19 protein-coding genes are annotated in these 15,915 nt (G+C 63.6%); 9 read left to right on the forward strand and 10 right to left on the reverse strand.

Annotated elements, in window-relative coordinates:
• The 5 genes from NKI35_RS22555 to NKI35_RS22575 form a co-directional block, all read right to left on the reverse strand.
• Entirely contained in the window at nucleotides 1-1,026 is a 1,026-nt protein-coding gene (locus NKI35_RS22555) for a MotA/TolQ/ExbB proton channel family protein (protein ID WP_023668754.1), read from the reverse strand.
• A 179-nt stretch (nucleotides 1,027-1,205) separates the two neighbouring features.
• Complete coding sequence (gene trhA / locus NKI35_RS22560; RefSeq protein WP_023694587.1) at nucleotides 1,206-1,826, reverse strand: PAQR family membrane homeostasis protein TrhA; 621 nt, start codon at nucleotides 1,824-1,826, stop codon at nucleotides 1,206-1,208.
• A 206-nt stretch (nucleotides 1,827-2,032) separates the two neighbouring features.
• On the reverse strand, nucleotides 2,033-2,833 hold the full coding sequence (locus NKI35_RS22565; RefSeq protein ID WP_023684166.1) for an inositol monophosphatase family protein: 801 nt from the start codon (nucleotides 2,831-2,833) through the stop codon (nucleotides 2,033-2,035).
• A 22-nt stretch (nucleotides 2,834-2,855) separates the two neighbouring features.
• On the reverse strand, nucleotides 2,856-3,422 hold the full coding sequence (efp, locus tag NKI35_RS22570) for an elongation factor P (RefSeq protein ID WP_023668757.1): 567 nt from the start codon (nucleotides 3,420-3,422) through the stop codon (nucleotides 2,856-2,858).
• Nucleotides 3,423-3,563: 141 nt separating this feature from the next.
• A complete protein-coding gene (locus NKI35_RS22575) occupies nucleotides 3,564-4,427 on the reverse strand; it encodes a LysR family transcriptional regulator (RefSeq protein WP_352741534.1) in 864 nt (287 codons plus the stop codon).
• Nucleotides 4,428-4,528: 101 nt separating this feature from the next.
• Here NKI35_RS22575 and NKI35_RS22580 point away from each other — a divergent pair, with 101 nt between their 5' ends.
• Entirely contained in the window at nucleotides 4,529-5,545 is a 1,017-nt protein-coding gene (locus NKI35_RS22580; protein ID WP_352741535.1) for a zinc-dependent alcohol dehydrogenase family protein, read from the forward strand.
• Between the two features lie 9 nt (nucleotides 5,546-5,554).
• On the opposite strand, the gene NKI35_RS22585 is transcribed toward NKI35_RS22580, so the two are convergent.
• From NKI35_RS22585 to NKI35_RS22595, 3 genes are all read right to left on the reverse strand, one after another.
• The gene (locus NKI35_RS22585) at nucleotides 5,555-6,619 is read right to left on the reverse strand and encodes a tetratricopeptide repeat protein (RefSeq protein WP_352741536.1); all 1,065 of its coding nucleotides are present in this window, start codon (nucleotides 6,617-6,619) and stop codon (nucleotides 5,555-5,557) included.
• Between the two features lie 46 nt (nucleotides 6,620-6,665).
• Nucleotides 6,666-7,313: a thiamine phosphate synthase gene (locus NKI35_RS22590; RefSeq protein WP_352741537.1), complete on the reverse strand. Its 648-nt coding sequence runs from the start codon at nucleotides 7,311-7,313 to the stop codon at nucleotides 6,666-6,668.
• 142 nt (nucleotides 7,314-7,455) lie between these two features.
• Nucleotides 7,456-8,373: a DMT family transporter gene (locus NKI35_RS22595; protein WP_352741538.1), complete on the reverse strand. Its 918-nt coding sequence runs from the start codon at nucleotides 8,371-8,373 to the stop codon at nucleotides 7,456-7,458.
• Between the two features lie 129 nt (nucleotides 8,374-8,502).
• Here NKI35_RS22595 and NKI35_RS22600 point away from each other — a divergent pair, with 129 nt between their 5' ends.
• Complete coding sequence (locus NKI35_RS22600; protein WP_023704892.1) at nucleotides 8,503-8,940, forward strand: Lrp/AsnC family transcriptional regulator; 438 nt, start codon at nucleotides 8,503-8,505, stop codon at nucleotides 8,938-8,940.
• Here NKI35_RS22600 and NKI35_RS22605 read toward each other — a convergent pair.
• Nucleotides 8,897-9,394 (reverse strand): GNAT family N-acetyltransferase, encoded by a 498-nt coding sequence (locus NKI35_RS22605; RefSeq protein WP_023684173.1) that lies wholly within the window; start codon nucleotides 9,392-9,394, stop codon nucleotides 8,897-8,899. The genes NKI35_RS22600 and NKI35_RS22605 overlap by 44 nt on opposite strands.
• Before the next feature lie 206 nt (nucleotides 9,395-9,600).
• Here NKI35_RS22605 and NKI35_RS22610 point away from each other — a divergent pair, with 206 nt between their 5' ends.
• Nucleotides 9,601-10,371: a sulfite exporter TauE/SafE family protein gene (locus tag NKI35_RS22610; protein WP_023832594.1), complete on the forward strand. Its 771-nt coding sequence runs from the start codon at nucleotides 9,601-9,603 to the stop codon at nucleotides 10,369-10,371.
• 7 nt (nucleotides 10,372-10,378) lie between these two features.
• On the opposite strand, the gene NKI35_RS22615 is transcribed toward NKI35_RS22610, so the two are convergent.
• Nucleotides 10,379-10,930 carry a DUF2269 family protein gene (locus NKI35_RS22615; RefSeq protein WP_352741539.1) on the reverse strand — a complete coding sequence of 184 codons (552 nt, stop codon included), beginning with the start codon at nucleotides 10,928-10,930 and terminating at the stop codon, nucleotides 10,379-10,381.
• 309 nt (nucleotides 10,931-11,239) lie between these two features.
• Between NKI35_RS22615 and NKI35_RS22620 the strand changes: the two genes are divergently transcribed.
• From NKI35_RS22620 to NKI35_RS22645, 6 genes are all read left to right on the forward strand, one after another.
• A complete protein-coding gene (locus NKI35_RS22620) occupies nucleotides 11,240-11,620 on the forward strand; it encodes a hypothetical protein (RefSeq protein WP_023668767.1) in 381 nt (126 codons plus the stop codon).
• A gap of 379 nt (nucleotides 11,621-11,999) precedes the next feature.
• Nucleotides 12,000-12,530, forward strand: a complete 531-nt coding sequence (gene rcdA, locus NKI35_RS22625; protein ID WP_023688956.1) for a protease adaptor protein RcdA — start codon at nucleotides 12,000-12,002, stop codon at nucleotides 12,528-12,530.
• A gap of 67 nt (nucleotides 12,531-12,597) precedes the next feature.
• The gene (ruvC, locus tag NKI35_RS22630) at nucleotides 12,598-13,104 is read left to right on the forward strand and encodes a crossover junction endodeoxyribonuclease RuvC (protein WP_023688957.1); all 507 of its coding nucleotides are present in this window, start codon (nucleotides 12,598-12,600) and stop codon (nucleotides 13,102-13,104) included.
• 10 nt (nucleotides 13,105-13,114) lie between these two features.
• Nucleotides 13,115-13,735, forward strand: a complete 621-nt coding sequence (gene ruvA, locus NKI35_RS22635) for a Holliday junction branch migration protein RuvA (protein ID WP_023684176.1) — start codon at nucleotides 13,115-13,117, stop codon at nucleotides 13,733-13,735.
• Nucleotides 13,736-13,778: 43 nt separating this feature from the next.
• Nucleotides 13,779-14,816 carry a Holliday junction branch migration DNA helicase RuvB gene (gene ruvB, locus NKI35_RS22640; protein ID WP_023688958.1) on the forward strand — a complete coding sequence of 346 codons (1,038 nt, stop codon included), beginning with the start codon at nucleotides 13,779-13,781 and terminating at the stop codon, nucleotides 14,814-14,816.
• A 136-nt stretch (nucleotides 14,817-14,952) separates the two neighbouring features.
• Nucleotides 14,953-15,855 (forward strand): metallophosphoesterase, encoded by a 903-nt coding sequence (locus tag NKI35_RS22645; RefSeq protein ID WP_023684177.1) that lies wholly within the window; start codon nucleotides 14,953-14,955, stop codon nucleotides 15,853-15,855.
• Nucleotides 15,856-15,915 lie beyond the last annotated feature (60 nt).

Raw genomic sequence — 15,915 nt, forward strand, 5'->3', positions numbered from 1 at the left:
CTAGTGGACCCCGGGTTTCTTCAGCGCGTCGGCGATCTTTTCCAGCGTGTTGCGCATCGCCTTCTGCTCGTCCGACTGGGCCTCGACCCAGTCGCGCATGATCTGCTGCTCGGAGCGCATGTTCTTGACCAGGCCGGAAATGCCGTCGGCGAGATTGGCCATGGCGGTGGCGACGCGCGGATTGGAGCCGCCGCCGCTTTCCTGCATGCTGCGCAGCCGTTCCGACAGGACCCGGATCTCGTCGGAGGATTCAGTCTTGGCCGGGTCGGCGACGGCGATGTCGGAGGAGAGATCGGTGACCGAGGACAGCCAGTTTTCAAGCTCGGTATAGAACCGGGTCTGCGCGCGGCCGGCCTGCAGGTCGAGGAAGCCTAGCACCAGCGACCCGGAAAGGCCGAACAGCGAGGACGAAAAGGCCGTACCCATGCCGGCCAGCGGCGCCGACAGCCCCTGCTTCAGCGAATCGAGCACGGCGGCGGCGTCGCCGGTGCCGGGATCGAGCGATTCGATGGTTTCGCGGATCGAGCCGATGGTGTTGAGCAGGCCCCAGAAGGTGCCGAGCAGACCGAGGAACACCAGCAACCCGACGAGATAGCGCGAGGTGTCGCGGCTTTCGTCGAGGCGGGTGGCGATCGAATCCAGCATGGTGCGCATCGAAGACGTCGAGAAGGCGACCGTCGAGGAGCGGCCGATCATCGCCTTCATCGGCGCCAGCAGCACCGGCTCGGTGGTTTCGGAACCGGCGCGGAAGGAATTGACCCAGCGCACTTCGCGAAACAGTCGTCCGACCTGGGCGAAGGCAAGCAGGATGCCGACCACAAGGACGCCGACGATCAGGCCGTTGAGGCCGGGATTGCTCCCGAAAGCGGTCGAGATCTGGCGGGTGAGGATGGCGGCGATGAAGGCGACGATGACCAGGAAGATGACCATGGTCAGGAGGAAGACCTGCGGGCTCGACAGTTTGTGCGGATCGTACATCAGGACATCAGAACGCCTGCCCACGCCGAAGGATCTGAGAAAAGCCATCCGTGCCCCGTTTCCGATGCTCTATTTGCCTTGACGCAATTCCGAACGGGAAGCCGCTCATACTTCCCTGGAACCGCTCCAGTGCCGCCGATCACGTAATTCGCGACTCTAAACGGAATTGTGACCAAAATGAATGGCGCTTGGCAATATTGCCCGACTGTCGGGCCGCACCACGCCGTTCAGAGGCGGTTGACGACCAGGCAGTCGACCATGGCGGCAAGATGCAGCCCGGCGCCGGTGACGACAAAGCCGTGCCAGAGGGCATTGTGAAAGCGCAGGCGTTTCCAGGCGAAGAAGATGACGCCGCAGGAGTACACGATGCCGCCGGCGACAATCAGCGCGATCGAGGTCGTCGGCAACGTCGCCACCAGCGGCTTGACCAGGACGACGCCGCTCCAGCCGATGGCGAGATAGAAGACAATGGCCAGACGATCGAAGCGGCCGGGCAGGAACACTTTCATGGCAATGCCGGTCAAAGCAGCGGTCCAGACAAGGACAATCATCGGCAGCGCCAGCGGCGAGCCGTCGAGCTGGGCCAGAAAGGGCGTGTAGGTCGCGGCGATCAGGAGGTAGATCGCCGCATGATCGAAGCGCCGCAAGATCCACTTCGCCGGCGACGTCACCGGCCACAGATTGTAGGTCAGCGAAATCGACAGCACAGTCAGCAGCGACACCACAAAGAAGGCGGCGGCGATGTATTCGCCGGGACCGGCATGGAAGGCGGCCAGTGCCAGCAAGGCCGAGCCGGCTGCTATCGCCAGCACGATGCCGACCGCATGGACGATGCCATCGGCGATCATCTCCGCACGCGAGTAGTGCCAACGCCCGACATAAGGGATTTCAACTGGCTGGTCTGGCTGCGCTTGTCGCGAGGATAGTGAAGGTATGCTCGTCATAAAAAATCCTGCGTCACCCTTATCTGGGCGGCCGCCGGGCAGTATTTCAAGCTTTGATTGCGGTTTTGCGACTCCGGCGCTTCAGCACGCCGCGCCGGCATGCCAAGTGATCAGCGCGCCGAAAGCGGCTTCTTCACCGCCTTGAGCAGCGCGCGCTGGATGACCTCGTTGCCGGCGACGAGCGAACCCGCCTCGAGCATATCCTGGCCTCCATCCATGTCGGAGACGAAGCCACCGGCCTCGCGGATCAGCAGCAGGCCGGCGGCAATGTCCCAGGCCGAAAGGCCGGTTTCCCAAAAGCCGTCCATGCGGCCGGCGGCGACATAAGCGAGATCGAGCGCGGCGGAACCCAGGCGGCGCACGCCCGAGACCTCGGCCATCACATTGCGCAACTCGACGAGGAAATTGCCGTGCTGGCCGCGGCCGAGATGCGGCACGCCGCAGCCGATGACGCAGTCGGTGAGCTTGCTGCGGCCGGCAACGCGCAGCCGGCGATCGTTCATGAAGGCGCCGCCGCCGCGCTCGGCGGTGTAGAGCTCATCCATTGCCGGATTGTAGATGACAGCGGCGACCAACTGGCCCTGTCGCTCCAGCGCGATCGAGATGGAAAAGATCGGAATGCCGTGCAGGAAATTGGTGGTGCCGTCGAGCGGGTCGACGATCCAACGGTGCTGGTCGTCGTCCCCTGCGATCATGCCGCGCTCTTCCATCAGGAAGGCATAGCCCGGCCGTGCCTTCGACAGTTCGGCAAACAGAATGTCCTCGGCCTTGCGGTCGGCTTGGCTGACATAGTCGCCCGGTCCCTTCATCGACACCTGCAGGTTCTGCACCTCGCCGAAGTCGCGCGACAGCGAGCGGCCGGCCTTCATGGCGGCCTGGACCATGACATTGAGAAGTGCGGAGCGTGCCATCGTATCTGTTCCTGCCTACGCGTCAGTCTGCGCGGCGCATGTAGGTGAGTTCGTTGGTGTCGACGACGATGCGTTCGCCGGCGCCGATGAATGGCGGCACCAGCACGCGGATGCCGTTTTCCAGCACCGCCGGCTTGTACGAGGACGCGGCCGTCTGGCCCTTCACCACCGGGTCGGCCTCGGTGATGGTCAGCGTCACCTGGTCGGGCAGCGAAATGCCGATCGGCCTGTCCTCATAGAGCTGGACCGTCACCATCATGCCGTCCTGCAGGAAGGCGGCACGGTCGCCGACGAAATCCTTCGCCAGCTCGAGTTGCTCGTAGCTCTGCGTGTCCATGAACACCAGCGCGTCGTCCTGGGCGTAGAGGAAGGAAAAATCCTTCAGATCGAGCCGGATCTGCTCGACGGTCTCGGCCGAGCGGAAGCGCTCGTTGAGCTTGGTGCCGTTGATCAGGTTCTTCAGTTCGACCTGGTTGTAGGCACCGCCCTTGCCGGGCTTGACGGTGTTGGTCCTGACCGCCACCCAAAGGCCGCCATCGTGCTCGATGACATAGCCGGGACGGATTTCGTTGCCATTGATCTTGGCCATGATGAGATTGATCCGGGATGCTAGCAACGGCTTGGCCGTTGGTATGGGGATGGTCGCTGGACAAGCGATTTCGGGCCCCCAAGACCACAAATCGGCAGGAGAGGCAAGGGATGCCAGATCGCCCGACAGCGGCTGGTAGCCTCAAACCTGGGCCGCAATGACTTTACCGACGGCCTCGACGATGGCATCCGCAGCCTCAGTCAGCCGGTTGAGATGAGGCGAACGAAGTGCGGCGACCTGCAAGGAAAGGTCAACATCTTCCGTATTGACGAGCATGAGGCCGTCGGGAAGTCCGCGCCTTGCAAGACGCAACGGCATCAGCCCAAGGCCGTGCCCCCGACGGACCCATTCCATCTGCAAGGCCGGGTCCTGTATCTCCGCCGCGATCTCGAAATGACGCTTTCCGCCGACCAGAACGGACGTGAGCTTCTGGCGCGCGTCGCAAGGTGCCGGACTAAGCACCCACGGCATGGGTGTCCGGCCACCGTCTTCCGGATCGGCGACAGTGGACGCAGCTATGACGCCAAGACGTTCAGTGCCAAGCGCTTCCGGACCTGGCTTATCCGACGATCGCAGAACAATCGTCACATCGAGCTCGCCGCGTTCGAACTGATCGATCAGTTCGGCGCTCCAGCCGGTCTTGAGCCGTAGCGACACTTTCGGGAACGCCGCCGCGGCGTTGGCGATGGCCCCGGCGATGTCGCGGTCCGAGAGGCCATGGGCGAGACCCAGGCGGAACAGTCCTTCCGGCTCGGTCTTTCCGGCGAAGGATTTCAGCGCTTCTACGGAAGCGATGATATCGCGGCCGCGCGCCAGCACTTCCAGCCCCGTCGGCGTCAGTCGCGGCGGCTTTTGCCGGCGGTCGAGCAGCGTCGTGCCAAGCATGTCCTCCAGCCGCTGGATCTGCCGGGTCACAGCGGGCTGGGTCAGCGGCAGGCGCCGGGCGACCTTCTGGATCGAGCCCTCCTCGGCAAACAGGGCGAGCGTGCGCAATTCCTCAAGCATAGCCAGAACCATGTCTCGTAGGCATAATCATTGTAAACATTATGAATTTGAAATCCATCGCCTGGCAAGCAATTTTCCTTTCAAACGAAAGGACGACGACAATGAAGGCAATCGAACTGCAGAAGCCGGGCGGCATCGACAATCTCAAGATGGTCGAACGGCCAATGCCGGAACCCGGCCGTCAGGAGATGATCGTCAGCGTCAGGGCGACGGCGCTCAACTATCGCGATGTCGAGATCGCGCGCGGCAGCTATCACACGACATTCCCCTTGCCGCTGGTGCCGCTTTCCGACGGCGTCGGCGAGGTCGTTGCGGTTGGCTCCGAGGTCAGCCGCTTCAAGGTCGGCGACCGGGTCTGTGGCACGTTCTGGCAGCGATGGGTCGGCGGCAGCTTCGCCATGGCCGAACCCTCATACCAGCGCGGTGGCCCCATCGATGGGCTGCTAAGCGAATTCGCCCGGCTGGACGAACAGGCGGCGGTCATCGCCCCGGCGCAGCTCAGCGATGTCGAGGCGGCGACGTTGCCTTGCGCCGCGGTCACTGCCTGGCATGCGTTGTTCACCGAGGGCAAGCTCAAGCCAGGCGAAACCGTGCTCAGCCTCGGCACCGGCGGCGTGTCGCTGTTTGCCGTGCAGTTGGCAAGGGCGGCCGGCGCGCGCGTCATTGTTACGTCGAGCAGCGATGAGAAGCTTGCCCGGGCGAAGGGGCTTGGCGCGCATGATGGCGTCAACTACCGCGACGATCCGGATTGGTCGTCGGCCGTGCTGGCGCTGACCGATGGCCGCGGCGCCGATCACATCATCGAAGTCGGTGGTCCCCAAAGTTTCGCGCAGTCGCTCAAGGCGTCGGCGCGCGGCGCCCAGATCAACGTCATCGGTTATCTCGGCGGCAGCGAAGGGGTGATCAATCCGCTCGACATCTTCCGACGCCAGGTGAAAGCACGCGGCATACCGGTCGGCTCGCGCGAGTCCTTCGAAGCGATGAACCGGGCGCTCGCCGTCAATCGGCTGCGGCCGGTGATCGACCGGGTCTTCCCATGGGCAGAGGCAGCGCAGGCCTTTCGCCATCTCGAACACGGCTCTCCCTTCGGCAAGGTCGTGCTGGATCATACACAGTGACGTTGCGTGTCAGGGCAGGCGGTTGGCCTTCTGCAAGGCTTGCTTTGTCTGATCGTCGGTCAGCCCTTGCAGGAAATCGTCCATCTCCGGATCGATAAGGCCGGCGCGGCGGGCGACCACATACCAGGCCCCGGCCAGGATCAGGTCGGGGTCGGTTCCGATGCCGCCCATATAGAGCTTTGCCAACCGGTTCTGGGCAGCGACATTGCCGCCTTCAGCTGCCTGCTTCATCCAGTTGAAGCCGGATTTCAGGTCGCGAACACCGCCGCGGCCCTCGATCATCCAGGCGGCAAGATCGATCTGCGCGGTGTCGTAGTTCTGCCTGGCAGCCTGTGCCAGCAAGCTGCGCGCCTTTGCATCGTCTCGCGTCTTGCCGCCGACGCCATTGGCATAGACCTGCGCCATCGCATACTGGGCGTCGGCAAGCCCTGTCGCCGCGGCACGCTCATAATAGGGCACAGCCCTGGGGATGCCGGCATCGCCAGGATCCTGCTGCACGAGCAATTGCGCGAAGTTGAACTGCGCCAGCCGGTTGCCGGCCTCGGCGGCGGCCTGCATCAGCGCATAGGCTCCCTTTTCGTCCTTTTTGACGTAGCGGCCGTCGAGCAGCATCAGCGCATACTGGAACTGCGATTCAGGAATTCCCTGCTCGGCGGCCTGCGCGTACCATTTGGCCGCCTCTGCGGGATTAAGCGGTACGCCCAACCCGCGCGACAGGATCTCGGCCACCAGCGTTTGCGCCGCCGGGTCGCCATTCTGAGCCCGCACCAACGCCAGATTGTAGGCCGTCTTGTAAAGGCCGCGCTGGAAAGCGCCATAGGCGGGGTCCGCCGGCTTGGCGCCGAAACGTTCGGGGTTGATCGCGTCGGCCGACGGCAGCGGCGCCGTTGTCGCCGGCTGCGGCAGCGGGGTGTCGATCGGCTTGTCGATATGGACGCCGGAATCCGTGGCACCGGCTTTTGGGGCACCCACATCGGGGGCGACCGCATCCGGCACGCTGAGGGCGGGCGCGCTGGTGTCCGGCCTCGGCTGCGGCAGCGGAACGGTCTCCGCCGCGATCGCTGCCCCGCTCATCAAGGCCGCAACGAGAACCGCGAGAGGAAGTCCATGTCGGCGCACGTCAGCCCTCGAAGCGCGGCGCGGTTTGGTCGAGCAGCGCATTGGCGGCGGCAATCGCCGCCTTCGGATCGGCGCCTTCGGCAAAGACGGCGCTGGACAGCGCCACGAACTCGGCGCCAGTGGCGGCCACCGCTTCTACCGAGGCGATGGCGGAACCGGCCATGACAATGCAAGGGATCTCAATCACGTCCGCCCACCATTGCCCGAGCGACAGGTTGCGCGGATGCGGTTCCGGCTTGTTGTCGTAGCCGAAGCGGCCGAAGAAGATGTAGTCGGGTCTGGTTTCGCCGAGTTCCAGCGCGTCGTCGCGCGTCTTGGCGCCACCGGCGCCGACCATCATCTTGCCCTGGAAGTGTTCGATGGTCTCGGCGAGCGCGTCCTTGGAAACCTCGACATGAATGCCGTCGGCCTGGACACGGCCGGCAATGCGGGTATCGCCGGCGATGATGACGGCGATGCCGGCCGCTTGCGCGGCCGGTACGATCTGTTCTGCAAAGGCTTGGAAGGCAGCCTCGTCCATGCCGCTCTCAGGCAGGATCAGCGAAGCGATATCACCGCCGTCGAAGGCAGCCGCAATGCGCTGCGCCGGAGCGTCCTTGGGTGCGATCAGCACGATGCGGCAGCGGTTGGGGGGTGTTGCGTCGTTCATGGCTTTCGATCCCGGGTTTCGCCTATGCCGGGCGAAGATGGTTGCATTGCGGCATAGAACAAAGCGCCCGCCTTGAACAGGCGGGCGGGGAACGATGCGCTGGCTTTGGTTTACGATCGCCGGCGAGCCGACGCTCTGCGGCTCATTTGACGGCTTGCGGGCTTTCGGCCGGCGATTTGGCCCTCCACAAAGTCCAGCCGAGATTCATGCCGGCGGCGGCGATCAGGATGGCGGCTGCGCCGACGAGCTGGGCCGGACGCAGCCGGTGGCCGAAAGCCATGACATCGACCAGGATCGCAACGACAGGATAGATGAAGGACAGCGACCCCTGCAGATGCGTCGGCAGTTTCTGGATGGCGGCGTACATGAATATGTACACCAGGCCCGTGTGAACGACGCCAAGCGTGGCCAGCATGGCCCAGCTCCAGGCATCGGCGGGCAAATGCGAGAGGTTGGCGAAGGGCGCCAGCATGACGACGCCGACGCAGACCTGGATCAGCGCGATCAGATGCGGCGGGGTGCCCTTGAGCTTCTTGGCGACGATTGCCGCGACAGCCCAGAAGAAGGCCGCTCCGAGCGCCATGACGATGCCGATGACATAATCTGTGCCGGTTATGCCGGAACCGACACCCGCATCGGGCCCTGTCTGCACGATCAGCAGCATGCCGGCGAAGGCGATGCCGAGCCAGGTCAGCTTGGCCAAGGTCAGCCGCTCGCCGAAGAACAGCGCGCCGAAGCCGACCAGCATGAAGGGCTGCGTGTTGTAGACCGCCGTGGCAATCGAGATCGAGGCGCGGGAGAAGGCGCTGAACAGCAACAGCCAGTTGATGACAATGGCCGCGCCGCCAAGAGCGGCGATGGCAACAATGCGCAGCGTCAGCCTGCCGCGCAGCAGCCCGAGTGCCGCGCAGGTGATCAGCAGCGCCACCGCGCCGAAGGCGCAGCGCCAGAACACCACGTCCATGACGGGCTGGCCCGACATGACGACAAACCAGCCGATCGTGCCGACGATCGTCATCGCCGCCGTCATCTCGATCGTGCCGCGTACCGTGTTGTCCATGACAATACCTCTATCTGTTGAGGCCATAATCTCATGCCGTCTTGAGGGTTTATATGCCCTATGAAAGGATATAAGGGGACAACACCTTATTTAATAAGGCGCGCGCTGCCCTTTTGCGAGGAGATGAAAATGCTGGACGAGTTGGACAGAAAGCTTCTCGACATCCTGATCCTGGATTCGCGGACTTCGTTGAAGGATCTGGCGCAGCAGGTCGGGCTGTCGTCGCCGAGCGTCTCGGAACGGCTGCGGCGGCTCGAGGAACGCGGCGTCATCCGCGCCTTCACCATCGAGATCGACCCGGAGGCGCTGGGGTTTCCGCTGCAGGCGATCGTGCGGGTGCGGCCACTGCCGGGCAAGCTGCATATCGTCCAGAAGCTGATCGAGGAGATCCCGGAATTCGGCGAATGCGACAAGGTCACCGGCGACGACTGTTTCGTGGCCCGGCTCTACGTGCGCTCCATCGGCGAGCTCGACAAGCTTCTCGACCGCATCGCCGACAAGGCGGAGACCAGCACCGCCATCATCAAGGCGCAGCCGATCCGGCGCCGTCCGCCGCCACTGAATTAAGCTCCAGCTTGTAGCCGATGTGGCTGGCCTTGAAGCCGAGCCGGTCATAGAAGCGATGCGCGTCCTGGCGGCTCTTGTTGGTGGTCAGCTGGACAATCTTGCAGCCGCGTTCACGGCACTGTTCGATCGCCCATTCCAGCAGACGCTGTCCCAGCCGTTCGCCGCGGCGGTCTGCGACGACGCGCACAGCCTCGATCTGGCCGCGCAAGGCGCCCTGCAGCGACAGCCCGGCGAGATAGCTGATCTGCAACGTGCCGATGACGCGGCCGCTATCCGTCATCACGGCAAGAAACTGGTTGGGGTCGGCGTCGATGGCGGCAAAGGCGTCGCGATAGGCCTTGGCGAGTGGTTCGGTCGCATCCTCGCGGCTGCGGCCAAGCGGATCGTCGGCGAGCATGACTACGATGGCAGACAGGTCGGCCGCTTCGGCGCGGCGGATGTGGGGTTCGCTCATTGTCAAAAACCTGGGGGTCAAAAACCTGGGGCCAAAACCTGATGCAGCGGGGACGGCGCCCTTATGCATCGGCGACGATCTTGCCGCAAATCCGGAACCGTCGCTTTACGCACAGTTGATCGACACGGCCGGCATTTTCCCGGTCGCGGCGCAAGGGTTTCTGGGCTATTGCAGGGCAACCGTCTTCCCTCCAGCTTTTCCAGTTCATGTCAGGTCTGCTCGCCGATCCGTGGTTTTATGCCGCCGCCATTCCGGCGGTGATACTTGTCGGGCTGTCGAAAGGCGGCTTCGGCGGCGCTGTCGGCTTCGTTGGCGTGCCTTTGATGGCGCTGGCCATGCCGCCGGTGCAGGCGGCGGCCATCCTGCTGCCGATCCTGTGCCTGATGGACATCGTTTCGGTGTGGACGTGGTGGGGCGTCTACGACAGAAAGATGCTGGTCGACATGATGCCGGGCGCGGTGATCGGCATTGGGCTCGGCTGGCTGACGGCAGCGCTCGTAACCGAAGAGATGGTGCGGCTGATCGTCGGCGCTGTCGCGCTGATCTTCGTGCTGCGCTGGCTCTATCTCCAGTTCCGCCACGGTTCCGACCATGCGGCGGCGGCCAACCGCATCGCCGCCGCCTTCTGGGGCACCGTCGCCGGCTTCACCAGCTTCGTCGCCCATGTCGGCGGGCCCCCCTTCCAGGTCTATGCGCTGCCGATCCGGCTCGATCCGAAGGTGCTGTCGGGGACATCGGCGATCTTCTTTGCCGCCACCAACGCGCTGAAGCTGATCCCCTACTTCGCGCTTGGCCAGTTCGACACCGCCAACCTGACGGCGTCGGCCGTGCTGATGCCGCTGGCGCCGCTGGCCACCATCGCCGGCGCCTCGCTGGTGCGGCGCATGCGGCCGGAGATTTTTTATCCCTTCACCTACGCGACCGTGGCCGTGGTCGCGGTCAAGCTGCTTTGGGACGGGATCGCCGGCCTGCTCTAAATCCCGCTCAGGCGGCTGCCGGTTTGGTTCGCGGGGCGCTCGCAAAGGTCAGCGATGCACCACCCATGACCACGACCGCCATTGCGCCGAGAGTGGCGATGTTGTGCGCGGTCGGCTTCAGCACCATGTCGGCGACGACGACGATCATGATGACGAAATCGAACTTGACGATCCGTATCATGCGGCGCCCAAACGCTATGGCAGCCGGGGTCATGCCGTCTGCGGCAAGCATTGTGGCAAGCTTTTCGAACGAAGGCTTCAGCACGAGGATACCGGTCAGAAACGCGGCGGCGTAGCCGCAAAGGCCGATGACGACCCAAAGGTCGGAGAAGCCGGTCCATAGCGAAGTCAGCACCAGGCCAGAAGCCAGGGTCGCGACGGACGCCGGCACGAACAGACGCAAGCCGAGTTTGTCCGTCGTTCTCAGCATGACCATCAGCGTCTCGTCGTCGCCGGCGCGATCGGCGAGTATCGAAACCAGCAGCATGGCGAAACCGCCGCCGAGCCAGAGGATCGCTGCCATGACATGCAGGAATTTGAAGAGAGAATACCAGTCCATTGCCGCTCCTTGTGCATCGTTCCGGGGGTAAACGCTGCTTTCGCGCGTCTGCTTCCGAAGGAGGGCGGATTATCTCCGTACATGTATCCAGAAGATGCCGCGTGGGTGCCGGCTTGTTGCGGTGGCGCCGTCGCCGGATTTTACCGCAGCCCGCACAATACCCGGCATTTGCCGGATGGACGCCGTGTCGGCATTGGCTGGTTTCGCGGCATGATCCTGAAACCTGCGGGGACTAAGCCGCTCGCGACGACGCTCCATTTTGGCCGCGCGCGGTCGGACCAAGTCTGCAACAACCATCGAGGGTATCCCATGCAAGGCGTAGCACGAAATTTCTTCACCCTGGCCGTCATCTATTCCCTGTGCGGCATGGCGCTCGGCCTGCATATGGCGATCTCCAATGACCATGGGCAGATGCCGACCCACGCGCACACCATGGTGGCGGGCTGGCTGATGTCGGCGGTGTTTGCCTTCTTCTACCACCTGTTTCCAGCGGTCGGGCAAAAGACGATTGCCGTCGTGCATTTCTGGCTGACGGCAATCTGCGGCATCGCACTGATGATCGGGCTTTACTTTGAACTTGCCGGCCATCCGGAGATCGAGCCGGTGCTGGCTTCCTCCTCGATGGGGTTTTATGCGGCAATGCTGCTGTTCGCCTTCATTTCCTTGCCGGCTGTGTGGAAGAAGGCATGAACAAGCTGACGATCAGGCTTCGGGGGCCGTTGTGCTGATACGGCACAGAAGGGCAGCGGTCGATCAAGAAATATCCGCGCCGTTAAGGGTTCATTAAGCTTTACAGGTGTTTACTATGTCCATCCAGTGATCTGGATTCTTACCGAGTGGTTGGAGCCACTTCGTTTGACGCCTCCCTGTTAAACTCCTGAGAGCCGCCTTATCCGCGGCTCTTTTTTTGTCTGCTTTTGGTCCGCTTGGCGCCCCTGCGCAGGCGTTAACCGTTTGTTAAACATGTGCTTGCCTTCGCCGGCGGCGAAGCGCATTTTCAGTCATCTAGGGTGCCGGCGTGACGGCGATGAAGCCGAATCAGCCGACGGGGCAGTGCAGGGGCGTATCGATGAACGAGCCTTCGAAGGGCAGCGCGAAAACCATCAAGCTGGCGGAACGCCGGGTTTTCTCCCAATCCTTCAAACCGCTCTACCAGGAAGGCATGGGCCTGGTTGAGCAAGCAGCGGAATATCTCGACGGCAAGGGCCGGGCCGAGGCCAAGAAGCTGTCCAGACTGGCGGCGACGCTCTATGCGGCCGAATCGATGCGGCTGACCACAAGGCTGATGCAGGTCGCCTCCTGGCTGCTTTTGCAGCGGGCGGCAAATTCCGGCGAGATGACCCGCGACCAGGTCGCCTCGGAAAAATCCAAGGTGCGTCTCGACACCGCCTCGGCGCATGACGAAGCGGTCGGCTGGGGCGAACTGCCGAAGGATTTCCTCGACCTCGTCACCCGCTCGCTGCGCCTGCAGGCGCTGGTGCGCCGCATGGACGAAGAGATCTATGGCGGCGCGTTTGCCGAGACGCCGGTAACAGGCCGCCGCGCCAATCCGGTTTCCGACCAGATCACGCTGCTGAATACGGCTTTCGCTCGAGGTTAAACGCTTCCCGTTTCCGGTTTGTTCACATTTCCCTGACATCGCTGTGCGCCGGAGGTAGACTTCGCGCATGAGGGAAGCGATTCGCATTATCGGTATCGATCCGGGGCTGAGGCGCACCGGATGGGGCATCGTCGAGAGCCTCGGCAACTCGCTGCGCTTTATCAGTTCCGGCACTGTACGCTCCGACGACAAGGCGGCGCTGGCGACACGGCTCTGCCAATTGCATGACGGGCTGGCCGAGATCCTGCATGCGGCCATGCCGCAGGAAGCGGCCGTCGAGCAAACCTTCGTCAACAAGGATGCGGTGGCGACACTGAAGCTCGGCCAGGCGCGCGGCATAGCCATGCTGGTGCCGGCGCTCGCCGGCCTTGTAGTCGCCGAATATGCCCCCAATGCCGTCAAAAAGGCGGTGATCGGCGTTGGCCATGGCGACAAGAAGCAAATCCACATGATGGTCAAGGTGCTGTTGCCGAAAGCCGTTTTCGACACCGAACATGCCGCCGACGCGCTAGCTATCGCCATCTGCCACGCGCATCACCGGCAAAGCGTCGCCTACAGGATGGCGCTGGCATGAGGGATCACGCATGATCGGCAAATTGAAAGGCACGCTGGACGAGATCGACGAGGATTTCTGCCTCGTCGATGTGCACGGCGTCGGCTATGTCGCCTATTGCTCGGCGCGCACGCTGGCCGCGCTGCCTTCGCCCGGCGAGGCGGTGGTGCTGTTCATCGAGACCTATGTGCGCGAGGACATGATCCGGCTCTACGGTTTCCAATCGGTGCTTGAGCGCGAATGGTTCCGGCTGTTGATGAGCAATGTGCAAGGCGTCGGCGCCAAGGTGGCGCTGGCCATCCTGTCGACGCTGGCGCCGGCCGACCTCGCCAATGCGATCGCGCTGCGCGACATCGCCATGGTCAGCCGCGCGCCCGGCGTCGGCAAGAAGGTGGCCGAGCGCATCGTCACCGAATTGAAGAACAAGGCGCCGGCCTATGCCGGAACCGCCTCCGGCGCCATCGGCCTGAAGCAGGAACTCGGGGAAGGCGTGGCGCCGGCGCCCATCACCGACGCCGTCTCGGCGCTGGTCAATCTCGGCTATTCGCGCGACACCGCAGCCAATGCTGTCGCGGCGGCGCTGAAGACGGCCGGCGAGGACGCCGATGCCTCGAAGCTCATTCGTTTCGGGCTGAAGGAACTGGCGCGGTGAGTGATTGCTTGTCCGGTCCTTTGCCCTGTGCGAGGAAGGCCGCATGAGCCTTTCACCCCGCCTCATTGCCCCGGAAAAGCGCGGCGAGGATGCTGAGCAGACCTTGCGGCCGCAGACGCTCGCCGATTTCGTCGGCCAGGCCGCGGTGCGGGCCAACCTCAAAGTCTTCATCGAGGCCGCCAAGGGCCGCAGCGAGGCGCTTGACCATGTGCTGTTCGTCGGGCCGCCGGGGCTTGGCAAGACAACGCTGGCGCAGATCATGGCGCGCGAGCTCGGCGTCAATTTCCGCTCGACCTCCGGTCCGGTGATCGCCAAGGCCGGCGATCTCGCCGCACTTCTCACCAATCTGGAAGACCGCGATGTACTGTTCATCGACGAGATCCACCGGCTCAATCCGGCAGTCGAGGAAATCCTCTATCCGGCGATGGAGGATTTCCAGCTCGACCTGATCATCGGCGAAGGTCCGGCGGCACGCTCGGTCAAGATCGATCTTGCCCGCTTCACGCTCGTCGCCGCCACCACCAGGCTCGGCCTTTTGACCAACCCGCTGCGCGACCGTTTCGGCATTCCGGTGCGGCTCAATTTCTATTCTGTCGAGGAACTGGAGCAGATCGTGCGGCGCGGCGCCCGCATCCTGCAAATGCCGCTTGGCGACGATGGCGCGCTGGAGATCGCACGTCGCGCCCGCGGCACGCCGCGCATCGCCGGCCGGCTGCTGCGCCGGGTGCGCGACTTCGCCTCCGTTGCCGGCGACGGTCACGTCGACAAGCAGGTTGCCGACGAAGCCCTGACGCGGCTGGAGGTCGACGCGCTCGGCCTCGACGCGCTCGACCGCCGCTATCTCTCGATGATCGCGCGCAATTTCGGTGGTGGGCCGGTCGGCATCGAAACCATCGCCGCCGGCCTGTCCGAGCCGCGCGACGCCATCGAGGACATTATCGAGCCCTATCTGATCCAGCAGGGTTTCATCCAACGCACGCCACGCGGCCGCGTGCTGACCGCCAATGCCTGGCGCCATCTCGGCCTCGACGCACCGAAGGATCTGGCGCAGCAGCAGATCAACCTGTTCCAGGAAGAGTAACGGAGATTTGTCCTCCGGAACGGGCTGTCTGCGCAGAATTTCCTCAAGCCTGCCAGCGTGAAGGCGCATTCCTGGATGCTATCGGGCGTCGTAGTGTCGGCGCGAACTGCTCCGATCAAGCGTCGGAGCCAGAAAAGTGATCACCAGACGCGGGTTCCTGAAATTCGTCGGGGGTTCGTTCCTCTCGCTGGCGTCGCTCAGTGCCTATGCGGTCGGCATCGAGCCGATGCTGTTGACCCATGTGAAGCGCTACCGGCTGACGCCGCCGCATTGGCCGGCGGGCTTGAAGCTGCGCGTTGTAGCACTTGCCGATATTCACGCCTGCCGCCCCTGGATGACGCCTGAGCGGATCGCTTCGCTCGTCGAGGGTGCGAACGTGCTGCAGCCCGATCTGATCGTACTGCTCGGCGACTATATCTCAGGCATGTCCCTGGTGACGAACCGGGTGGAGGCCCATGAATGGGCGCCGGCCTTGTCAGGACTGAAGGCGCCGCTTGGTGTCCTGTCGATCCTCGGCAATCACGACTGGTGGCACGATCCTTTCGCGCAGCAGGCCGGAGCGGGGCCGACTGTGGCGCGCAAGGCATTGGAGGAAGCCGGCATCTCGGTTCTGGAGAACGACGCTGTGCGTCTGGAAAAGAATGGATACGGCTTCTGGATCGCCGGACTCGCCGACCAGCTGGCCCTGTTACCGAACAAGGCCGCAGGCCGCGACAAATTTGAAGGCCTCGACGATCTCGACGGCACGCTGGCCAAGATCACCGACCAGGCACCGATCATCCTGCTTGCGCATGAGCCTGACATTTTCCCGAAAGTGCCGTGGCGGGTTTCGCTGACGCTGTCGGGCCACACACATGGCGGGCAGGTCAGGCTGTTCGGCTATTCACCGGTGGTGCCGTCCCGCTTCGGCAACCGCTTTGCCTATGGCCATGTCGTCGAGAATGACCGCAATTTGATCGTGTCAGGCGGGCTCGGCTTCAGCATCGCGCCGGTGCGCTTTGGCATGCGGCCGGAAATCCTGCAGATCGACCTCGGTTAGGGCATGCCGGTATTCAGGTGATGCCGGCCTGCAAATGAGGTGTTCCTGCGCTTCCGGTAG

Origin of the sequence: Mesorhizobium sp. M0676 (assembly GCF_040320535.1) — a bacterium.
Classification (GTDB): domain Bacteria; phylum Pseudomonadota; class Alphaproteobacteria; order Rhizobiales; family Rhizobiaceae; genus Mesorhizobium.